The following is a 15281-nucleotide window of genomic DNA, read 5'->3' as shown; positions in this document are numbered from 1 at the left end:
TAGAGGGTCCGCATAGGTCTGAATAATTGCAGTATTAAAACTGCCAGCGCAGCATCTTAATATATGCATACACGCTTTACACTTTGTAGTTGCAAAAAATTAATCGTTAGCAATGAGCAACTATGTCTATTTTTCTTGGTATCTACGTGAGATCTCTTCATTAACCCAGTACAGTAATTGTTTTATTGCTTTTGAGAGCACCTGATTTTGCCGCACAATATAGCCTAAGCTCGTGGTTGGAAATTGTGGTAACGCGGTGACTGTCGTGGTTAAGTTTGCTTTACTACGTAGTGAAAATTCTGGCACGATAGCGACACCAAATCCGGCTTCAGCCCAATCAATTTGCGCATCCACACTGCCCACTTCCATTACTCGGTAATCAGGTAAATTTAACGACGGTAATGCACTATCGAGTAACTCTCGCGTTCGCGTATCGTGGCCGAGTAAAATTAATGTGGGTGGCTCGGTTAGCGTTATAGTGTTGTTATTTTTAGCTTGCTGCCATAACTGTAAATGATTACCCAGCGCACACCATTTTATTTGCTGTAGCTGGGTAAAGTGCAGCGGCTCACTTTCTTTTTGGGCAATAACAAACCCTAAATCAGCTTCGGCATTTTTAACCAACGCCGATGCTTGTGAAGACGTCGTATTGAGCAAAGTAAAATCAATACCTGGAAACTGACGTTTAAACAGCTGAAACGGCTCAATCAATAATAACCGAGAAATAATATCACTGGCCGCAATCGTCAAGGTGCCTTGGCGTAGCTCATTAATCGCATTTAAATCAGATTGGCACACCTGTAATTCCCACAAGGTTTTTTGCCCAGACTGCAATAGCCGTAAACCTGCTTGCGTTAAACTAAACGGATTACGCTCGATCAGTTTTACCCGTGTCATTTTTTCTAGTTGCTTAATATGCAAACTGACATTGGGCTGCGTCATATGCAGCGCATTGGCGGTTTTACCAAAATGTTTTAGTTCCGCCAATGTAACAAAGGTTTTTAACCAATGAATATCTAACATCTTGATGTCCTTGATCACCCAAATTGATATGAAATTCTTATCAGGATAATAATTATAATTAATTTCTCTTATTTAGATAGTGGGCATACCATATTCATTCAATCAATTTGGAGAGTAAATTATGCCGTCAATTGTTGTTGTAGGTGCAAACTGGGGTGATGAAGGTAAAGGCCGCATCGTCGATTTTTTAGCAGAGAACGCATCTGCAAGCATTCGCTTTCAAGGTGGTAACAACGCCGGTCATACCGTGGTGAATGAGTTTGGTACCTTTAAACTACACCAATTACCAAGCGGTATTTTTAACCCAGATTGTATTGCCGTATTAGGCCCCGGTATGGTGATAAGCCCTGGTGCATTAAGCGAAGAAATCGCTGAAGTAAAAGCCGCTGGTGTTGAAGTAAAGCTGTGTATTTCTGATCGTGCAACCCTGTGCTTGCCGTTACACGCCCTAGAAGACACACTTGAAGAACAACGTTTAGGTGATGCTGCGTACGGTTCGACGCGTCAAGGTATTGCGCCAGCATACGGCGACCGCGTCATGAAAAAAGGCATTTTAGTGGGTTGGTTAAATCAACCAGAAGTTTTATTAGAGCGCATTCAATTTATGCTCGATTGGAAAATGCCACAGCTCAAAGCCCTTTACCCAAGTTGTGATTATTCACAAACGGCTGAACAAATAACTCAATGGCTATTAGACGTCACTGCTCCGTGGCGTGCATTTATCTGTAATGTTACAGAGCCTTTAAAAGCGCTGCAAAAGCAAGATGCCAACTTATTATTTGAAGCGCAACTAGGCGCTGGCCGGGATTTAGTCTATGGCGAATACCCGTATACTACATCATCAAACGTAACTGCCGCCTATGCAGGAATTGGCAGCGGTTTACCTGCGCTGCGCCCTGAACGTGTTATTGCTGTGGCTAAATCGTTTAGTTCATCTGTGGGTACAGGCACACTCGTTACCGCCATGGCAGAGCAAGATAACTTTCGCGAAAGCGCCAATGAATACGGCGCCGTAACAGGCCGCCCTCGTGATATGGGTTATTTTGATGCGATTGCAACCCGTAATGGGGTTGAGCTACAAGCAGCCACTGAAATTGCTTTAACCAAAATTGATTGCCTATCTGGCATGACAGATTTAAAAATCTGTATTGGTTATGCAGGCGATCACAGCGAAAACCCTATTTGGCCACAAACAGCCGCTTTAACGCCAATATATGAAAGTATGCCAGCGTGGCATGAAGATATTACCGGTTGTCGTACCTTTGACAGTCTACCTGCGGCCGCTCAACACTATGTTGAACGCATCGAAGCACTGATGGGCGTACCTGTGAGTATGGTATCTGTAGGCCCTGAGCGTGAGCAAATGATTATCCGCTAATTATGTAATTGGGTTTCATTTAGAAACCCATATTCCTAAAGACTTGGATTCAAGTTACTTAAACCAAAAAGCGCAAGAGACACTTGCGCTTTTATTGTTTTACTTAAAGCTGTAAAGCTCCGTAGCTTTATAAACCAAGCTCAGCCATAAAATCATCGTCTGCATCGCTTGCGTTAGCCGCCTCTTCTGCCGCTTTTTGTTTCTCGGCTTTATGCTTTGCTTCGTTTTCAATAATATCGTCAGGGTCCACCGCTTCACTAATATCAAAGTCATGTAGTTTAATGAACTCAGTTTTATCCATCGCTAATTCTAAGTAAAAGATATTTTGTTTGCTGGTAGTGAATGTCACTCGTCGTGCCTGTGGTCTGTCCATCGTCGTATCAACAGAAATTTGCACTTGCTTATTAATAGCCATCATTTTCGGCTGGTTTTGCGTGATTGAGGTATGTAGTTGCTCGCGTACTTTTGAGGTGAAATCACCCACGATCTGATTCATCAATTCACCAAGCACATTTGATACGTCGTCTGATAGGTGACTGTGTGCCAGCTCTTCTTCAGGCATCCCCATGCTGCGCATATAATCGTGATAAATTTCCATTGCTGCTTGCGAAGTAAAGTTAGTAATAACTAGCCCTGTAAAGCCACCATCAAACAATACAAAGCAACCGATATCAGGTCGCATACAGGTACGTGTTATCTTTTGTACCATGGCTGAATAACTAATATCGTTACCACTTGCTGATGATAAAACGCCTGTTACTGAATGACACAGCGTTGCCAAAATGTCGTCCGTACTAATTACTTTACTTTTGCTCATAAACTTCTCTTTTTATACTTGTTATTCATTATTCTAGCCAAGCTACTGAAATTATCACTGACTATCCAGCATAAAATGCTAAAATAGCCCTATTATTTTTTAAAGAGACTGTTTGTGTGACTGTAAAAGACAGTATTTATGCCACAGAGCAAGCGGTTAAAGATTTTAGCTTTGACCAACATGTAGTAGAAGTTTTCCCTGATATGATCCAGCGTTCAGTGCCGGGTTACGCCACCATTGTCAGCACCATGGGTAAGTTAGCAGGCGAATACGCTCAGAGTAATTCAAACCTGTATGATTTAGGCTGCTCGCTTGGCGCAGTAACGTTAAGTATGCGTCGTAATATCCGCACCGACAACTGCCATATTATTGCCGTGGATAACTCACAAGCCATGGTTGAGCGCTGTAAGTTGCATTTACAGGGATTTCGCTCAGAGGTGCCGGTTACAGTAACCCTTGGCGATATTAACGAACTCGCTATTGAAAACGCATCAGTGGTTGCGATGAACTTTACTTTGCAGTTTATTCCTCCAGCACAGCGCCTAGCTGTACTTGAAAAAATTTACGCCAATTTAAAGCCCGGCGGTGTACTGCTATTGAGTGAAAAAATCAAAGGTGAAAATGAGCAATGTGACAACTTGCTAATTGATTTACATCATGATTTTAAACGTCACAATGGCTATTCAGAACTTGAAATCAGCCAAAAGCGTACCGCGATTGAAAATGTTATGCGCCCAGATACATTAAACACTCATCTTAATCGCCTTACTAATATTGGCTTCAGTCAAACTCAAGTGTGGTATCAGTGTTTTAACTTTTGCTCGTTGGTAGCAATTAAGTAATTTAGGAAATATTCAATGTCTTTATGGTTTAACCAATTTTACGCCGCTATCGCACAAAGCCCGCTGAGTCATTGGCTAGAAACATTGCCAAGCCAATTAAAGCACTGGCAAAACGAGGCTAGCCACGGCGATTTACCAAAATGGCAAAAGGTGTTAAAAAACCTGCCAGAAGTGACCACTAATCATGTAAATATCTCTGATAAAGTAGAAATTGGCGCTGCTGGCGAAATGTCTGAAGGTGAGCAAAAGCAAACCATTCATTTATTAAAACGCATGATGCCGTGGCGAAAGGGCCCGTTTAGTGTGCACGGAATTGAAATAGATACTGAGTGGCGTAGTGATTGGAAGTGGGATCGTTTACTGCCGCATATTGAGCCCCTTAAAGGCCGTACCGTATTAGATATTGGCTGTGGCTCTGGCTATCACTTATGGCGTATGCGCGGTGAAGGGGCTGAATTTGTAGTGGGGATTGACCCATCAGATTTATTTCTATGCCAGTTCCAAGCTATCAAACACTTTAACCCAGACGAAAATGTTCACTTATTACCGCTTGGTGTTGAAGCCCTGCCTGAATTGAAGGCGTTTGATACAGTATTTTCAATGGGCGTGCTTTATCATCGCCGTTCACCTATTGATTTTTTAGCGCAATTAAAGGCACAACTTCGCTCAGGCGGTGAGCTCGTGCTTGAAACACTGGTGATTGAAGGCGATGAAAACACAGTATTAGTGCCTACTGACCGCTATGCAAAAATGCGCAACGTGTGGTTTATTCCAAGCACGAGCGCATTAAAGCTGTGGATGGAGCGCGTTGGGTTTAAAGATGTACAAGTAAAAGACTGTGCAATTACCACGCTTGAAGAACAACGTAAATCTGATTGGATGGAAAATGAGTCACTCGCCGACTTTTTAGATCCAAACGATATAAGTAAAACGATTGAAGGCTACCCTGCACCACTGCGTGCAATTTTAACGGCTAAAGCCTAACAACAGCTTAAAAGTGGTGAAAGTGCCTATACTTGCTACTTTCACCCCATCACTTGAAACTTTACTTATACGGACAACTGTCCTTGTGAATATTGTTAAAGTTATTTTTGAACTAGCCGCGCACCTGCAATTGTTGTAAAATACGCGCGTTTCTAAGCATACACATGCAAAACCATGCAACTTTTTTGAGGAAATCCTGTGAGCGAACAAAAACAGTCTCTAAGTTATAAAGACGCGGGCGTAGATATCGATGCCGGTAACGCACTTGTTGAGCGTATTAAAGGCGTAGTTAAAAAAACCCGTCGTCCTGAAGTTATGGGCGGAATTGGTGGCTTTGGCGCACTTTGTGAAATCCCAGCTGGTTATAAGCAACCAGTATTAGTTGCAGGCACTGACGGTGTAGGTACTAAGCTACGTTTAGCTATCGATTTGAAAAAGCATGATACCGTGGGTATCGATTTAGTTGCTATGTGTGTAAATGACCTTATCGTTCAAGGCGCTGAACCATTATTTTTCCTAGATTATTATGCAACGGGCAAGCTCGATGTTGATACTGCGGCTGACGTAGTAACCGGTATCGGCAAAGGCTGTGAGATCTCTGGCTGTGCATTAATTGGTGGTGAAACTGCTGAAATGCCAGGTATGTATGAAGGTGAAGATTACGACATGGCTGGTTTTTGTACTGGCGTAGTTGAAAAAGCAAATATCATCGATGGCACTAAAGTAGCTGCGGGTGATCAACTAATCGCGCTTGCATCTAGCGGTCCACATTCAAATGGTTTTTCTTTAATTCGTAAAGTACTTGAAGTATCAAATGCAGATACCAGCGCTGAATTTGAAGACGGTAAAACCTTAGGCGACACACTACTTGAGCCAACGCGTATTTACGTTAAACCGCTTCTTGAATTATTCAAGCAAGTTGACGTACATGCTCTTTCGCATATCACAGGTGGCGGCTTTTGGGAAAACATCCCACGCGTTTTACCTGAATCTGCAAAAGCGGTAGTTAAAGGTGATAGCTGGCAGTGGCCTGGTATTTTCAACTGGCTACAAGAAAACGGTAATATCACAACTCATGAAATGTACCGTACATTCAACTGTGGCGTAGGCATGGTTTTAGTTGTTCCAGCCGATAAACTTGAGCAAAGCTTAAGCATCTTAAAAGATCTTGGCGAAAACGCATGGCACCTTGGTGAAATCCACGATGCTAAAGCGGGCGAAGAGCAAGTAGAAATCCTAGGCGGCCGTGATTAATGGCCCCTTCTCGTCTAGTAGTCTTAATTTCAGGCAGTGGCTCAAATTTACAAGCCATTATAGATGCCTGTAATAATGGCGAGATAAACGCAAACATAGCGGCTGTGATCAGCAATAAAGCAGACGCTTATGGCCTAGAACGAGCAAAAAAGGCGGGCATTGCAACAGCGGTACTCAGCCATAAAGATTTTGACTCGCGCGAAGCCTATGATGCGCAATTAATGAACGTTATTGATTCTTTTACACCAAATCTAGTTGTATTAGCTGGGTTTATGCGTATTCTTACTCCTAGCTTAGTGCAAAAATTTAAAGGAAAAATGTTGAACATTCATCCTTCTTTGTTGCCTAAGTATCAGGGGCTGAATACCCACCAAAGAGCAATTGATGCAAAAGACGACGTTCATGGCGTAAGTGTGCACTTTGTCACTGAAGAATTAGACGGCGGACCGGTTATTCTTCAAGCCAAAGTTCCGGTGCTGGCAGATGATACTGCCGAGACACTTGCACAACGAGTGCACGCGCAAGAGCATATAATCTACCCTTTGGTGGTCAAATGGTTCAGTGAACAACGACTTACGATGGAAGCAGATTATGCAGTTCTTGACAAAAAACAACTTCCTGCACACGGCGCACACTACCCAGAATAAAAAACAAAGTGCCTTGCTATTTTGTGCAGGCACTTTATTACTTCCTACTGGTTTAATGGCCGGTGAACTTACTCAATTTGAAGCTAACTATGATATTTTGCGCAAAGGTGAAAGTCATGGCCAAGGTGTTCGCACATTAAAAAAATTAGCGGATAACAGCTACCAAGTTAGCTACCACAGTGATATTGAGTGGATGATCTTCTCAGACTCACGCAAAGAAACATCAAACTTCACGTATACTGATGAAAAAGTAACCCCTGTCAGCTATAGTATGATCCGCACCGGCACCGGTCCAGATAAAGAATATACACTGCAATTTGATAACGCTAAAAAACAAATTAGTAGCAGCGAGAGCAAATACCCACTCGAGTGTCAGTGGACAGATCAATTCCAAGACTCTATTTCATACCAAGTACAAGTTCGTGAAGAGTTAAAAATGGGTAAAACCAGTTTTTCATACCCACTGGTAGACAAAAAAGGGAATTGTCGCGACTATAATTTTGAAGTCGTTGGTAAAGAAATGATTTCATTACCAATCGGTAATATTGAAGCGATTAAAGTAAAACGTCTTTACGATAACGACAAACGCCAAGCATTAGCCTGGTTTGCCCCTGAAATGGACTACATGCTAGTCAGAATGTGGAAAGGCGAAAAAGGCATGGAACAGTTTGAAGTGCAGCTTAAGTCATTCACAGTTACCAGCCCTGTTGCAGTTCCAGAAGCCGTAAAAAGCGAAATTGCCCCAGAGTAAATTTGTTTCCTAGATAAAATGAAAGGCCCAAGTATGACATTCATAACTTGGGCTTTTCGTTTTATGACTTATGACTAATCCACACTTTAAAACTGACGGCTGACGGCTGACGGCTGACGGCTAAATTAACTCACCCATTTTAAACAGTGCAAATTCACCAGGCTCCATTTTTTGCCAACGTTCGTCGTTGGTCAGTGGTCGAGTTGCAATTACAGTCACCACATCATTCGGCGTGGTTTCTTGTTGAAAATCCACCACCATATCTGCATCAATTAACGTTGCTTTACCAAACGGCGCGCGACGGGTGATCCAATGTAAGTTATTAGTACAATACGCCAGTACATATACACCATCGGTAAGAAGCATGTTAAATACGCCCTTTTCTCGCAACGTGTGAGCAAGCTTCGCTGCATAACGAAAAACCGAAGCCATATTCGATGGTCGTTTTGGGTATTTCTCGCGAATTTTGTCGAGCAACCAACAAAAAGCCAGCTCACTGTCAGTGTTACCTACCGGTCGGTAATACTCAGGTTTTAAATCATGGTAATTCGAAAGTTGACCATTATGAGCATAGGTCAGCTCCCTGCCCCATAATTCGCGAGTAAACGGGTGGGTGTTTTCAAGGCACACACGGCCTCGGTTACCTTGGCGAATATGGCTTATTACCGATACACTTTTGATTGGATACGCCTTTACTAACTTGGCAATCTCAGATTGGCAGCTCGGCTCAGGATCTTTAAAGGTACGACAGCCCTTACCTTCATAAAAAGTAATGCCCCAGCCATCTTTATGAGGGCCCGTGTTACCACCGCGCTCTAACAACCCTGAAAAACTAAAACAAATATCCGTAGGCACATTCGCCGACATGCCAAGCAACTCACACATAAAATAAATTAACCTTTAGACTATTCTTATACTTTTAAAATATGGCTTCTAAAAAGAGTAAACCCGTAACCTAGGCTGTAGCTGCATTGTTAAACATAAGCTGCAGCAAGGCAAGTAAGAAAAACTAAAATACATTGCGTATAATTTTCTTAAAAACCGTACAGACTAATTGTGACTTTAGCAGTATGCTGAAGTATACAGCGTGTAAATTTAAGCCTCTGATATTTTTACTAAGCTACTTGATAATTATTCGCTCTAGCGCTACTCTAACCAAAGGTGGTCTGACCTCTATTAAGGATTAAATACATGACACTCATATTTGTACTTGGTTTAATCGTGCTGCTTAGCATCGCGAGTTACCACAGAGCGAGTTGGAATACTGCCTTAGGCGTTTCCATCGCAACACTTGTTATTGGTACCTTTGCAGGTGCTTTTGGCGCAATTAGCTGGTTGATCTTTTTGATCATCGCAGTGCCACTGTCTGTTACTGGTATTCGCCAGCAATACATTATTAAACCTATTTTTGCAGCGTTTAAGAAAGTAACACCAACCATGTCTGAAACTGAAAAATCAGCGATTGATGCCGGTACGACCTGGTGGGAAGCTGATTTATTCTGTGGTCGCCCTGATTGGAATAAGCTACACCAATACCCTATGCCAAAACTGACTATCGAAGAGCAAGCCTTTATCGATGGCCCTGTTGAAACTGTGTGTAGCATGCTCGATGATTGGCAAGCAACTCACGAGCTGACAGATTTACCACAAGATGTATGGCAATACTTAAAAGATAATAAATTCTTTGCCATGATCATCAAAAAAGAATACGGCGGCTTACAATTTTCTGCGTTCGCACAATCATGTGTGCTGCAAAAGCTAACCAGTAAATCTACTTTGCTGTCATCAATTGTTGGTGTGCCTAATTCATTAGGTCCAGGTGAATTACTGCAGCACTATGGTACAAAAGAGCAAAAAGATCATTACCTTCCGCGTCTTGCAAGTGGTCAAGAGATCCCATGCTTTGCCTTAACTTCGCCAGAAGCGGGCTCTGATGCCAGCGCCATCCCTGATTACGGGGTTGTCTGTAAAGGTATGTGGGAAGGGGAAGAGGTTGTTGGTATTAGCCTTACGTGGAACAAGCGTTACATCACCCTTGCACCTGTAGCAACTGTACTTGGTCTAGCGTTTAAAATGCAAGATCCAGACGGCCTACTAGGAGACACTAAAGAGCTTGGTATTACCTGTGCATTGATCCCAACAGATATGCCAGGTATTGAGATTGGCCGTCGCCACTTTCCGTTGAATGTGCCGTTTCAAAATGGCCCTACCCGCGGTAAAGATATTTTCGTACCGCTTGATTACATTATTGGTGGCCCAGAAATGGCAGGCCAAGGCTGGCGCATGCTGGTTGAGTGTTTATCGGTTGGTCGTGCAATTACGTTACCGTCAAACTCTGTGGGTGGTATTAAAACTATCGCGCTTGCCAGTGGTTCATACAGCCGTATTCGTCGTCAGTTCCGTTTACCTATTGGGCAAATGGAAGGTGTTGAAGAGTCACTTGCAAAGCTGGCTGGTTACGCTTACAGCTCAGACGCAGCGGTAAGCATGTCTACCGGTGCGGTTGACTTAGGAGAAAAGCCGTCAGTGGTATCTGCGATTATAAAATATCACTTAACGGAGCAAATGCGTGATTCTACTATCCATGCGATGGATATTCACGGTGGTAAAGGCATCATGCTTGGCCCAAATAACTATTTAGGTCGTGGCTATCAAGGTGCGCCTATTGCCATTACCGTTGAAGGCGCCAACATCTTGACCCGTAATATGATTATTTATGGTCAAGGGGCTATTCGCTGTCATCCGTTTGTATTAACTGAGTTAGGTGCTTGTGAAATTGACGATCGTGAAGAAGCGCTTGCAGTATTCGATAAAGCCTTAATGGGTCACATTGGCTTTACCATCTCAAACTTAGTTCGCACTAAGTGGATGAGCTTTACCGGTGCTCGCTTTGCAAGCACACCATTTAAAGATGAAACAGCCGAGTTTTACCGCACCGCTGCTCGCTTTAGTGCATCCCTTGCATTGATGTCTGACATCAGCATGGCAGTATTTGGTGGTTCCCTAAAACGTAAAGAACGCATTTCAGCACGCTTAGGTGACTTATTAAGCTACTTATACTTAGTGTCTGCTACGCTTAAACGTTATAACGATGAAGGCCGCAAAAAAGAAGACTTAGCGCTTGTTCAATGGAGCTGCCAAGATCACCTTTATCACTGCCAGCGTGCTTTAGCTGATTTAATTAATAATATGCCATCAGCACCGTTACGCGCAGCATTAAAACTTATGCTATTCCCATTTGGTCGTCCGGTACGTAAACCAACTGACAAACTTGAGCACAAACTAGCGCAAATTCTACAAGTGCCTAGTGAAACTCGTAATCGCTTAGCAAGTTATGTCTATTTGACGAATGAGCCACTTAACTTAGTGGGTCGCCAAGAGCAAACGCTTAAAGATGTGCTAGCCGTTGAGCCACTTTTTGACAAGGTATGCCGTGAAAAAGGCGTTAAACTGCCTTTCTTTCAACTTGATAAAGTCGCACAAATGGGCCTTGATGCTGGTATTTTAACTCAGGCCGAAGCTGATAAATTGGCAAGTGTTGAAAAAGCGCGCTTAGATGCGATTAACGTGGACGATTTTGATCCTGCGGATTTACTTGCCGGTAATGCAGCACGAAAAAGTACTAACAATGAGGCTGATGCCGCTTGAACTCTTATGAATTAAGCAATTAAAGCAAGCAACAAGCCTGTGATAACCATCCAAGCCAGCGCATAATGCGCTGGTTTTTTTTGCGCGATATATAATTGTACAGCGCACCAAACAACACTCAGACTTAATAACAACCACCCTATTTTAGCTACGAATAACAGATAACTGAGTAGTGTGATAAAAAAGAATAAACAGCTTGGGATAAATTGGCTGATAAAAAACCACCGCTGCTGGTTGTTTGCTTGAAAGAACAGCGAATACTTATCATGTAACTTGCCACAATCAAATTGCAGTGAGCTGGTAAACAACACTATAAAAGCAAGGGCTAGTACACTAAATATAGCCGCTAAGTCAGCGCGCTCAAGCAGTAAAGTAGTCGTGGCCATGAACACGCACAACAATAAAGCCACTCGCCATACTAATACCCAGCAGTGCTGAATAAAAAAGCTTAACCAAAAAGTAAAGAGTGAATTGACCGATAGCCGATCGTTTAACAAAAATACTGGCAGTAACATGCTCAGCGCAAATAATACAATAAAGCTACTATGATAAACCAACGACGTTATATTAATGGGTAACAAAACTAAAACAGCCGTAAACCCTAAGCCATATATTAATGCTCGTGGCTTATACAAACACAGTACGCCTAAGCCAAATTGCAGCAACATGAAAAGTATAAAATGTGGTGCTCTTAGCCATTGTGTAAAAGTTAAATCCAGCGCAATAACAGCACTTGCTAACAACCAAGCATTACTTAACAGTAATAGCTTTATATCCATACACGCAAGCCAAGTTGACCTTACAATAGTATATTGAAAGAGTCGTTGTTGACTATTCTTAATGGCTGACTTCATTGCACTGAGCATCACGCTTTGCAGCAAAAGATACAACCACGCCATTTGCGCACCATATTGCGGCGCTTCACTACTGTCGATAATTTTGCCCAGCCCTAAAAATAACAGCAAAATCATACCAAGCATGGCTGAACCAAGTACCACTAAAAATAATAAGCCAAAATTTTTAAGTTGCTGCAGTAATTGAGTCAGCTCAATTTTATAGGCCTGGTAGCGATAGTCCATAAAGGCACGGTATTGTGTAATTGTAGAGCTAATAACAAGCTTACTCATAATGGCATGCACTCAAAACCATGTTCAATAAACGGTGCGGGTTCATGGCAAGTGATAATAATTTGCCCGTGCGCTTTATCAACTAGATATTTATCCAACAAATCAAGTAAGTATTGAATACTCGTTTGATCAAGTGCTGCACTGGGTTCATCTAATAATAAATACGGTGCATCCCGCATTAAGGCTAAAATTAATTGGCACTTTTTCTGATTACCAGATGACAATGCATCAAAACGCGTATTTAAAAATTCAGTAAAGTTAAAACCGTCAATCAGCCCCATCGGCCAATGACAACTAAGCGCTTTAGCAGATAAATTAATAATTTGTTTTGCGGTTAAAAACTCTGGCAGTGCAATGCGGTCACTCGCAATTGCGACCTGTTTATAAGGTTCTGACAACACTTTTCCTGAGAATAATACTTGCCCACGTTGTGCTTGCTCAAGGCCTGCAAGCATCATGAGTAGCGTAGTTTTACCTTGGCCGTTCGGCGCTTCTATGCATACTCTCGGTGCTGTAAAGCTGATACTGTAATCTTTATATAGAATGTTATCTGCAAATTGCTTATGTAAACCAATGACTTCAATCATCACTTTCCTTTTATATGAGAGAGCCTTTTAAATGACAAGCATTGTAACATGGGCTGTATTTTTGATGGTACAAGCTTTGTAACACTTTATTGCCGTTAAAATGGGCCAAAAACTTGCGTTTAAATAATGTTCGGGCAACACTAAAATCGGTAAAGAACTCATTAAATAACAATAAACCAAGGAATGTACTATGAATAACAGATTAAAATTCGCTACACTCGCCTGTGCGATCAGTATTGCTTTGAGTGGTTGCAGCCAATCAAGCAACCCAACTACACACACTGAGGTGCAGTCACAACAAGTTCAGCAAGTTAAAACCTATAACGCAAAAACCTTTTTTGATACCACTTCTATTATGGGTAGCAGCTTTTCGCCAACAGGTGATAAAGTTTTAGTTAGTAGCGATGAAAGCGGCATCTACAGCTTGTATGAAGTCGATGTGAAAACAGGTAATAAAACTCGCTTAACTAATTTTGCAGACAGCACCTACCCTATCCGCTATTTTCCCAATGATGAGCGCGTACTGTTTACTAAAGATTCAGGGGGTAACGAGCGTTATCATGTTTATGTGCAAGAGCTTGACGGCACGGTAAAAGACTTAACTCCAGGCGATGAAACTCGCGCAAGCTTTGCAGGTTTTACCAAAGATGGCAGCCAATTTTTTATCACCAGCAACCAGCGCGATGCTAAGTTTATGGACTTATACCGCGTTGATAGTAAGACCTATAAAATTGAACCTGTTTATCTAAACACCCTAGGTTTAGATGTGGGGGCAATTAGCCCTAATGGGCGTTACATCGCGCTTTCTAAAAGCAACACCAATAAAGACAGCGACACATTTATTCTTGATACCTTTAAAAAGACCCTTAAGCCACAGTTAATTTCAAAACATGACACACCGGCTCAATATACACCTGAGACCTTCTCTGTCGATAGCAAATATTTATATTACTCTACAGACGCTAAAGGAGAGTTTTCTCAGGTATGGCGTTATGACTTAGCCTCAGGTGAACATAGTGCTGCGCTAAAGGATGATTGGGATGTTAGTTTTATTTATTTTTCTAAATCAGGGCGCTATCAAGTCAGTGGTATCAATGCCGATGCCAGTACCAAAGTAACCGTTATAAACACGCAAACAGGCAAAGAAATCGCTATGCCTCAGTTACCCGCGGGTAATTTACGTGGTGTTAGCTTTTCAAGTGATGAAAAAACAATGGCGTTTTACTTAAACTCAGACACCTCACCAAGCAATTTATTTGTTTGGCAAGTGGGAAGTAATGAAGCGAAACAACTTACAAACACATTAAGTGAAGATATAAATCAAAACGATTTAGTTGCGAGCACCATCGTGCGTTTTAAAAGTTTTGATGGCCTAGAAATACCAGGCGTTTTGTATAAACCAAAACAAGCCAGCAGTACTAATAAAGTTCCAGCACTTATTTGGGTGCATGGTGGTCCAGGTGGGCAAAGTCGTACCGGTTACAGTGCTATGCAACAGCACCTAGTTAATCACGGCTATGCAATTTTTGCTGTTAACAATCGCGGCAGCTCAGGCTATGGTAAAACCTTTTTTCATTTGGATGATAAAAAACACGGCACAGACGATTTACAAGATATAGTTTACGGTAAAAAACACTTACAAAGTTTAGATTGGGTTGATGCGGATAAGATCGGTATTATGGGTGGCAGCTACGGCGGCTTTATGACAGCGGCAGCGCTTGCCTTTGAGCCAGAAGAGTTTAAAGTCGGCATTAATATTTTTGGCGTTACCAACTGGGTACGCACACTCAATTCAATTCCGCCATGGTGGGAAAGCTTTAAAAAAGCGTTATACGATGAAATGGGCGATCCAGCAACAGATGGTGAACGTCATCGTGCGATCTCTCCATTATTCCACGCCAAAAACATCACCAAACCTTTAATGGTTATTCAAGGTGCTAACGATCCGCGGGTATTACAAGTTGAAAGCGATGAACTTGTTGCCGCAGTAAAAGCCAATGGTGTGCCCGTAGAGTACGTATTGTTTGACGATGAAGGCCACGGCTTTACCAAAAAAGAAAACCGTATTAGTGCCTCCAATGCTTACTTAAACTTTTTAGATACTTACCTAAAAGAGCGCTTCGGCCCACAAAGTTAAACGAAAAAAGTGATAAGAGCCTGTGTTTTACTAAAATAAAGTGCGGGCTTTTTTATACCTACCTAAAGCTGATAGCTGATAGCTGA

General features: G+C 42.1%; 13 protein-coding genes. 8 read left to right on the top strand and 5 right to left on the bottom strand.

Features of this window, described 5'->3' with window-relative positions; all coding sequences use genetic code 11:
- Positions 1–126: 126 nt before the first annotated feature.
- Complete coding sequence (locus tag CWB85_RS19295; RefSeq protein WP_138555749.1) at positions 127–1023, bottom strand: LysR family transcriptional regulator; 897 nt, start codon at positions 1021–1023, stop codon at positions 127–129.
- 121 nt (positions 1024–1144) lie between these two features.
- Here CWB85_RS19295 and CWB85_RS19290 point away from each other — a divergent pair, with 121 nt between their 5' ends.
- On the top strand, positions 1145–2401 hold the full coding sequence (locus CWB85_RS19290; protein ID WP_016707712.1) for an adenylosuccinate synthase: 1257 nt from the start codon (positions 1145–1147) through the stop codon (positions 2399–2401).
- A 127-nt stretch (positions 2402–2528) separates the two neighbouring features.
- Here CWB85_RS19290 and CWB85_RS19285 read toward each other — a convergent pair whose 3' ends face one another.
- Entirely contained in the window at positions 2529–3218 is a 690-nt protein-coding gene (locus CWB85_RS19285) for a DUF3334 family protein (protein WP_016707713.1), read from the bottom strand.
- A 116-nt stretch (positions 3219–3334) separates the two neighbouring features.
- Between CWB85_RS19285 and cmoA the strand changes: the two genes are divergently transcribed.
- The 5 genes from cmoA to CWB85_RS19260 all read left to right on the top strand — a co-directional run bounded on the left by cmoA (position 3335) and on the right by CWB85_RS19260 (position 7696).
- On the top strand, positions 3335–4060 hold the full coding sequence (gene cmoA, locus CWB85_RS19280) for a carboxy-S-adenosyl-L-methionine synthase CmoA (RefSeq protein WP_138555748.1): 726 nt from the start codon (positions 3335–3337) through the stop codon (positions 4058–4060).
- Between the two features lie 15 nt (positions 4061–4075).
- Positions 4076–5044, top strand: a complete 969-nt coding sequence (gene cmoB / locus CWB85_RS19275) for a tRNA 5-methoxyuridine(34)/uridine 5-oxyacetic acid(34) synthase CmoB (RefSeq protein ID WP_138555747.1) — start codon at positions 4076–4078, stop codon at positions 5042–5044.
- A gap of 198 nt (positions 5045–5242) precedes the next feature.
- Positions 5243–6298 carry a phosphoribosylformylglycinamidine cyclo-ligase gene (gene purM, locus CWB85_RS19270; protein ID WP_016707716.1) on the top strand — a complete coding sequence of 352 codons (1056 nt, stop codon included), beginning with the start codon at positions 5243–5245 and terminating at the stop codon, positions 6296–6298.
- Positions 6298–6945: a phosphoribosylglycinamide formyltransferase gene (purN, locus tag CWB85_RS19265; RefSeq protein WP_016707717.1), complete on the top strand. Its 648-nt coding sequence runs from the start codon at positions 6298–6300 to the stop codon at positions 6943–6945. Before purM ends, purN begins: the two co-directional genes overlap by 1 nt.
- 55 nt (positions 6946–7000) lie before the next feature.
- Entirely contained in the window at positions 7001–7696 is a 696-nt protein-coding gene (locus CWB85_RS19260; protein WP_244390937.1) for a DUF3108 domain-containing protein, read from the top strand.
- Positions 7697–7816: 120 nt separating this feature from the next.
- Here CWB85_RS19260 and CWB85_RS19255 read toward each other — a convergent pair whose 3' ends face one another.
- Positions 7817–8581 carry a class II glutamine amidotransferase gene (locus tag CWB85_RS19255; RefSeq protein ID WP_138555746.1) on the bottom strand — a complete coding sequence of 255 codons (765 nt, stop codon included), beginning with the start codon at positions 8579–8581 and terminating at the stop codon, positions 7817–7819.
- Positions 8582–8887: 306 nt separating this feature from the next.
- On the opposite strand from CWB85_RS19255, the gene fadE reads away from it, so the two are divergent.
- Entirely contained in the window at positions 8888–11344 is a 2457-nt protein-coding gene (gene fadE, locus CWB85_RS19250) for an acyl-CoA dehydrogenase FadE (protein ID WP_016707722.1), read from the top strand.
- A gap of 11 nt (positions 11345–11355) precedes the next feature.
- On the opposite strand, the gene CWB85_RS19245 is transcribed toward fadE, so the two are convergent.
- A complete protein-coding gene (locus CWB85_RS19245; protein WP_016707723.1) occupies positions 11356–12471 on the bottom strand; it encodes a DUF6136 family protein in 1116 nt (371 codons plus the stop codon).
- Entirely contained in the window at positions 12468–13058 is a 591-nt protein-coding gene (locus CWB85_RS19240) for an ABC transporter ATP-binding protein (RefSeq protein ID WP_016707724.1), read from the bottom strand. Before CWB85_RS19240 ends, CWB85_RS19245 begins: the two co-directional genes overlap by 4 nt.
- A gap of 190 nt (positions 13059–13248) precedes the next feature.
- Here CWB85_RS19240 and CWB85_RS19235 point away from each other — a divergent pair, with 190 nt between their 5' ends.
- Entirely contained in the window at positions 13249–15195 is a 1947-nt protein-coding gene (locus CWB85_RS19235) for a S9 family peptidase (RefSeq protein ID WP_016707725.1), read from the top strand.
- The last annotated feature ends 86 nt before the right edge of the window (positions 15196–15281 follow it).

It is taken from the genome of Pseudoalteromonas sp. S1727 (assembly GCF_005886375.1).
Classification (GTDB): Bacteria; Pseudomonadota; Gammaproteobacteria; order Enterobacterales; family Alteromonadaceae; genus Pseudoalteromonas; species Pseudoalteromonas haloplanktis.
The sequence above is the reverse complement of the archived record's forward strand: the minus strand, read 5'-3'. Positions and strand labels throughout refer to the sequence as shown.

Coding starts and splice junctions, on each gene's coding strand:
- CWB85_RS19295 (WP_138555749.1), bottom strand. CDS start 1,023: ATGTTAGATATTCATTGGTTAAAAACCTTTGTTACATTGGCGGAACTA.
- CWB85_RS19290 (WP_016707712.1), top strand. CDS start 1,145: ATGCCGTCAATTGTTGTTGTAGGTGCAAACTGGGGTGATGAAGGTAAA.
- CWB85_RS19285 (WP_016707713.1), bottom strand. CDS start 3,218: ATGAGCAAAAGTAAAGTAATTAGTACGGACGACATTTTGGCAACGCTG.
- cmoB (WP_138555747.1), top strand. CDS start 4,076: ATGTCTTTATGGTTTAACCAATTTTACGCCGCTATCGCACAAAGCCCG.
- purN (WP_016707717.1), top strand. CDS start 6,298: ATGGCCCCTTCTCGTCTAGTAGTCTTAATTTCAGGCAGTGGCTCAAAT.
- CWB85_RS19260 (WP_244390937.1), top strand. CDS start 7,001: ATGGCCGGTGAACTTACTCAATTTGAAGCTAACTATGATATTTTGCGC.
- CWB85_RS19255 (WP_138555746.1), bottom strand. CDS start 8,581: ATGTGTGAGTTGCTTGGCATGTCGGCGAATGTGCCTACGGATATTTGT.
- fadE (WP_016707722.1), top strand. CDS start 8,888: ATGACACTCATATTTGTACTTGGTTTAATCGTGCTGCTTAGCATCGCG.
- CWB85_RS19245 (WP_016707723.1), bottom strand. CDS start 12,471: ATGAGTAAGCTTGTTATTAGCTCTACAATTACACAATACCGTGCCTTT.
- CWB85_RS19240 (WP_016707724.1), bottom strand. CDS start 13,058: ATGATTGAAGTCATTGGTTTACATAAGCAATTTGCAGATAACATTCTA.
- CWB85_RS19235 (WP_016707725.1), top strand. CDS start 13,249: ATGAATAACAGATTAAAATTCGCTACACTCGCCTGTGCGATCAGTATT.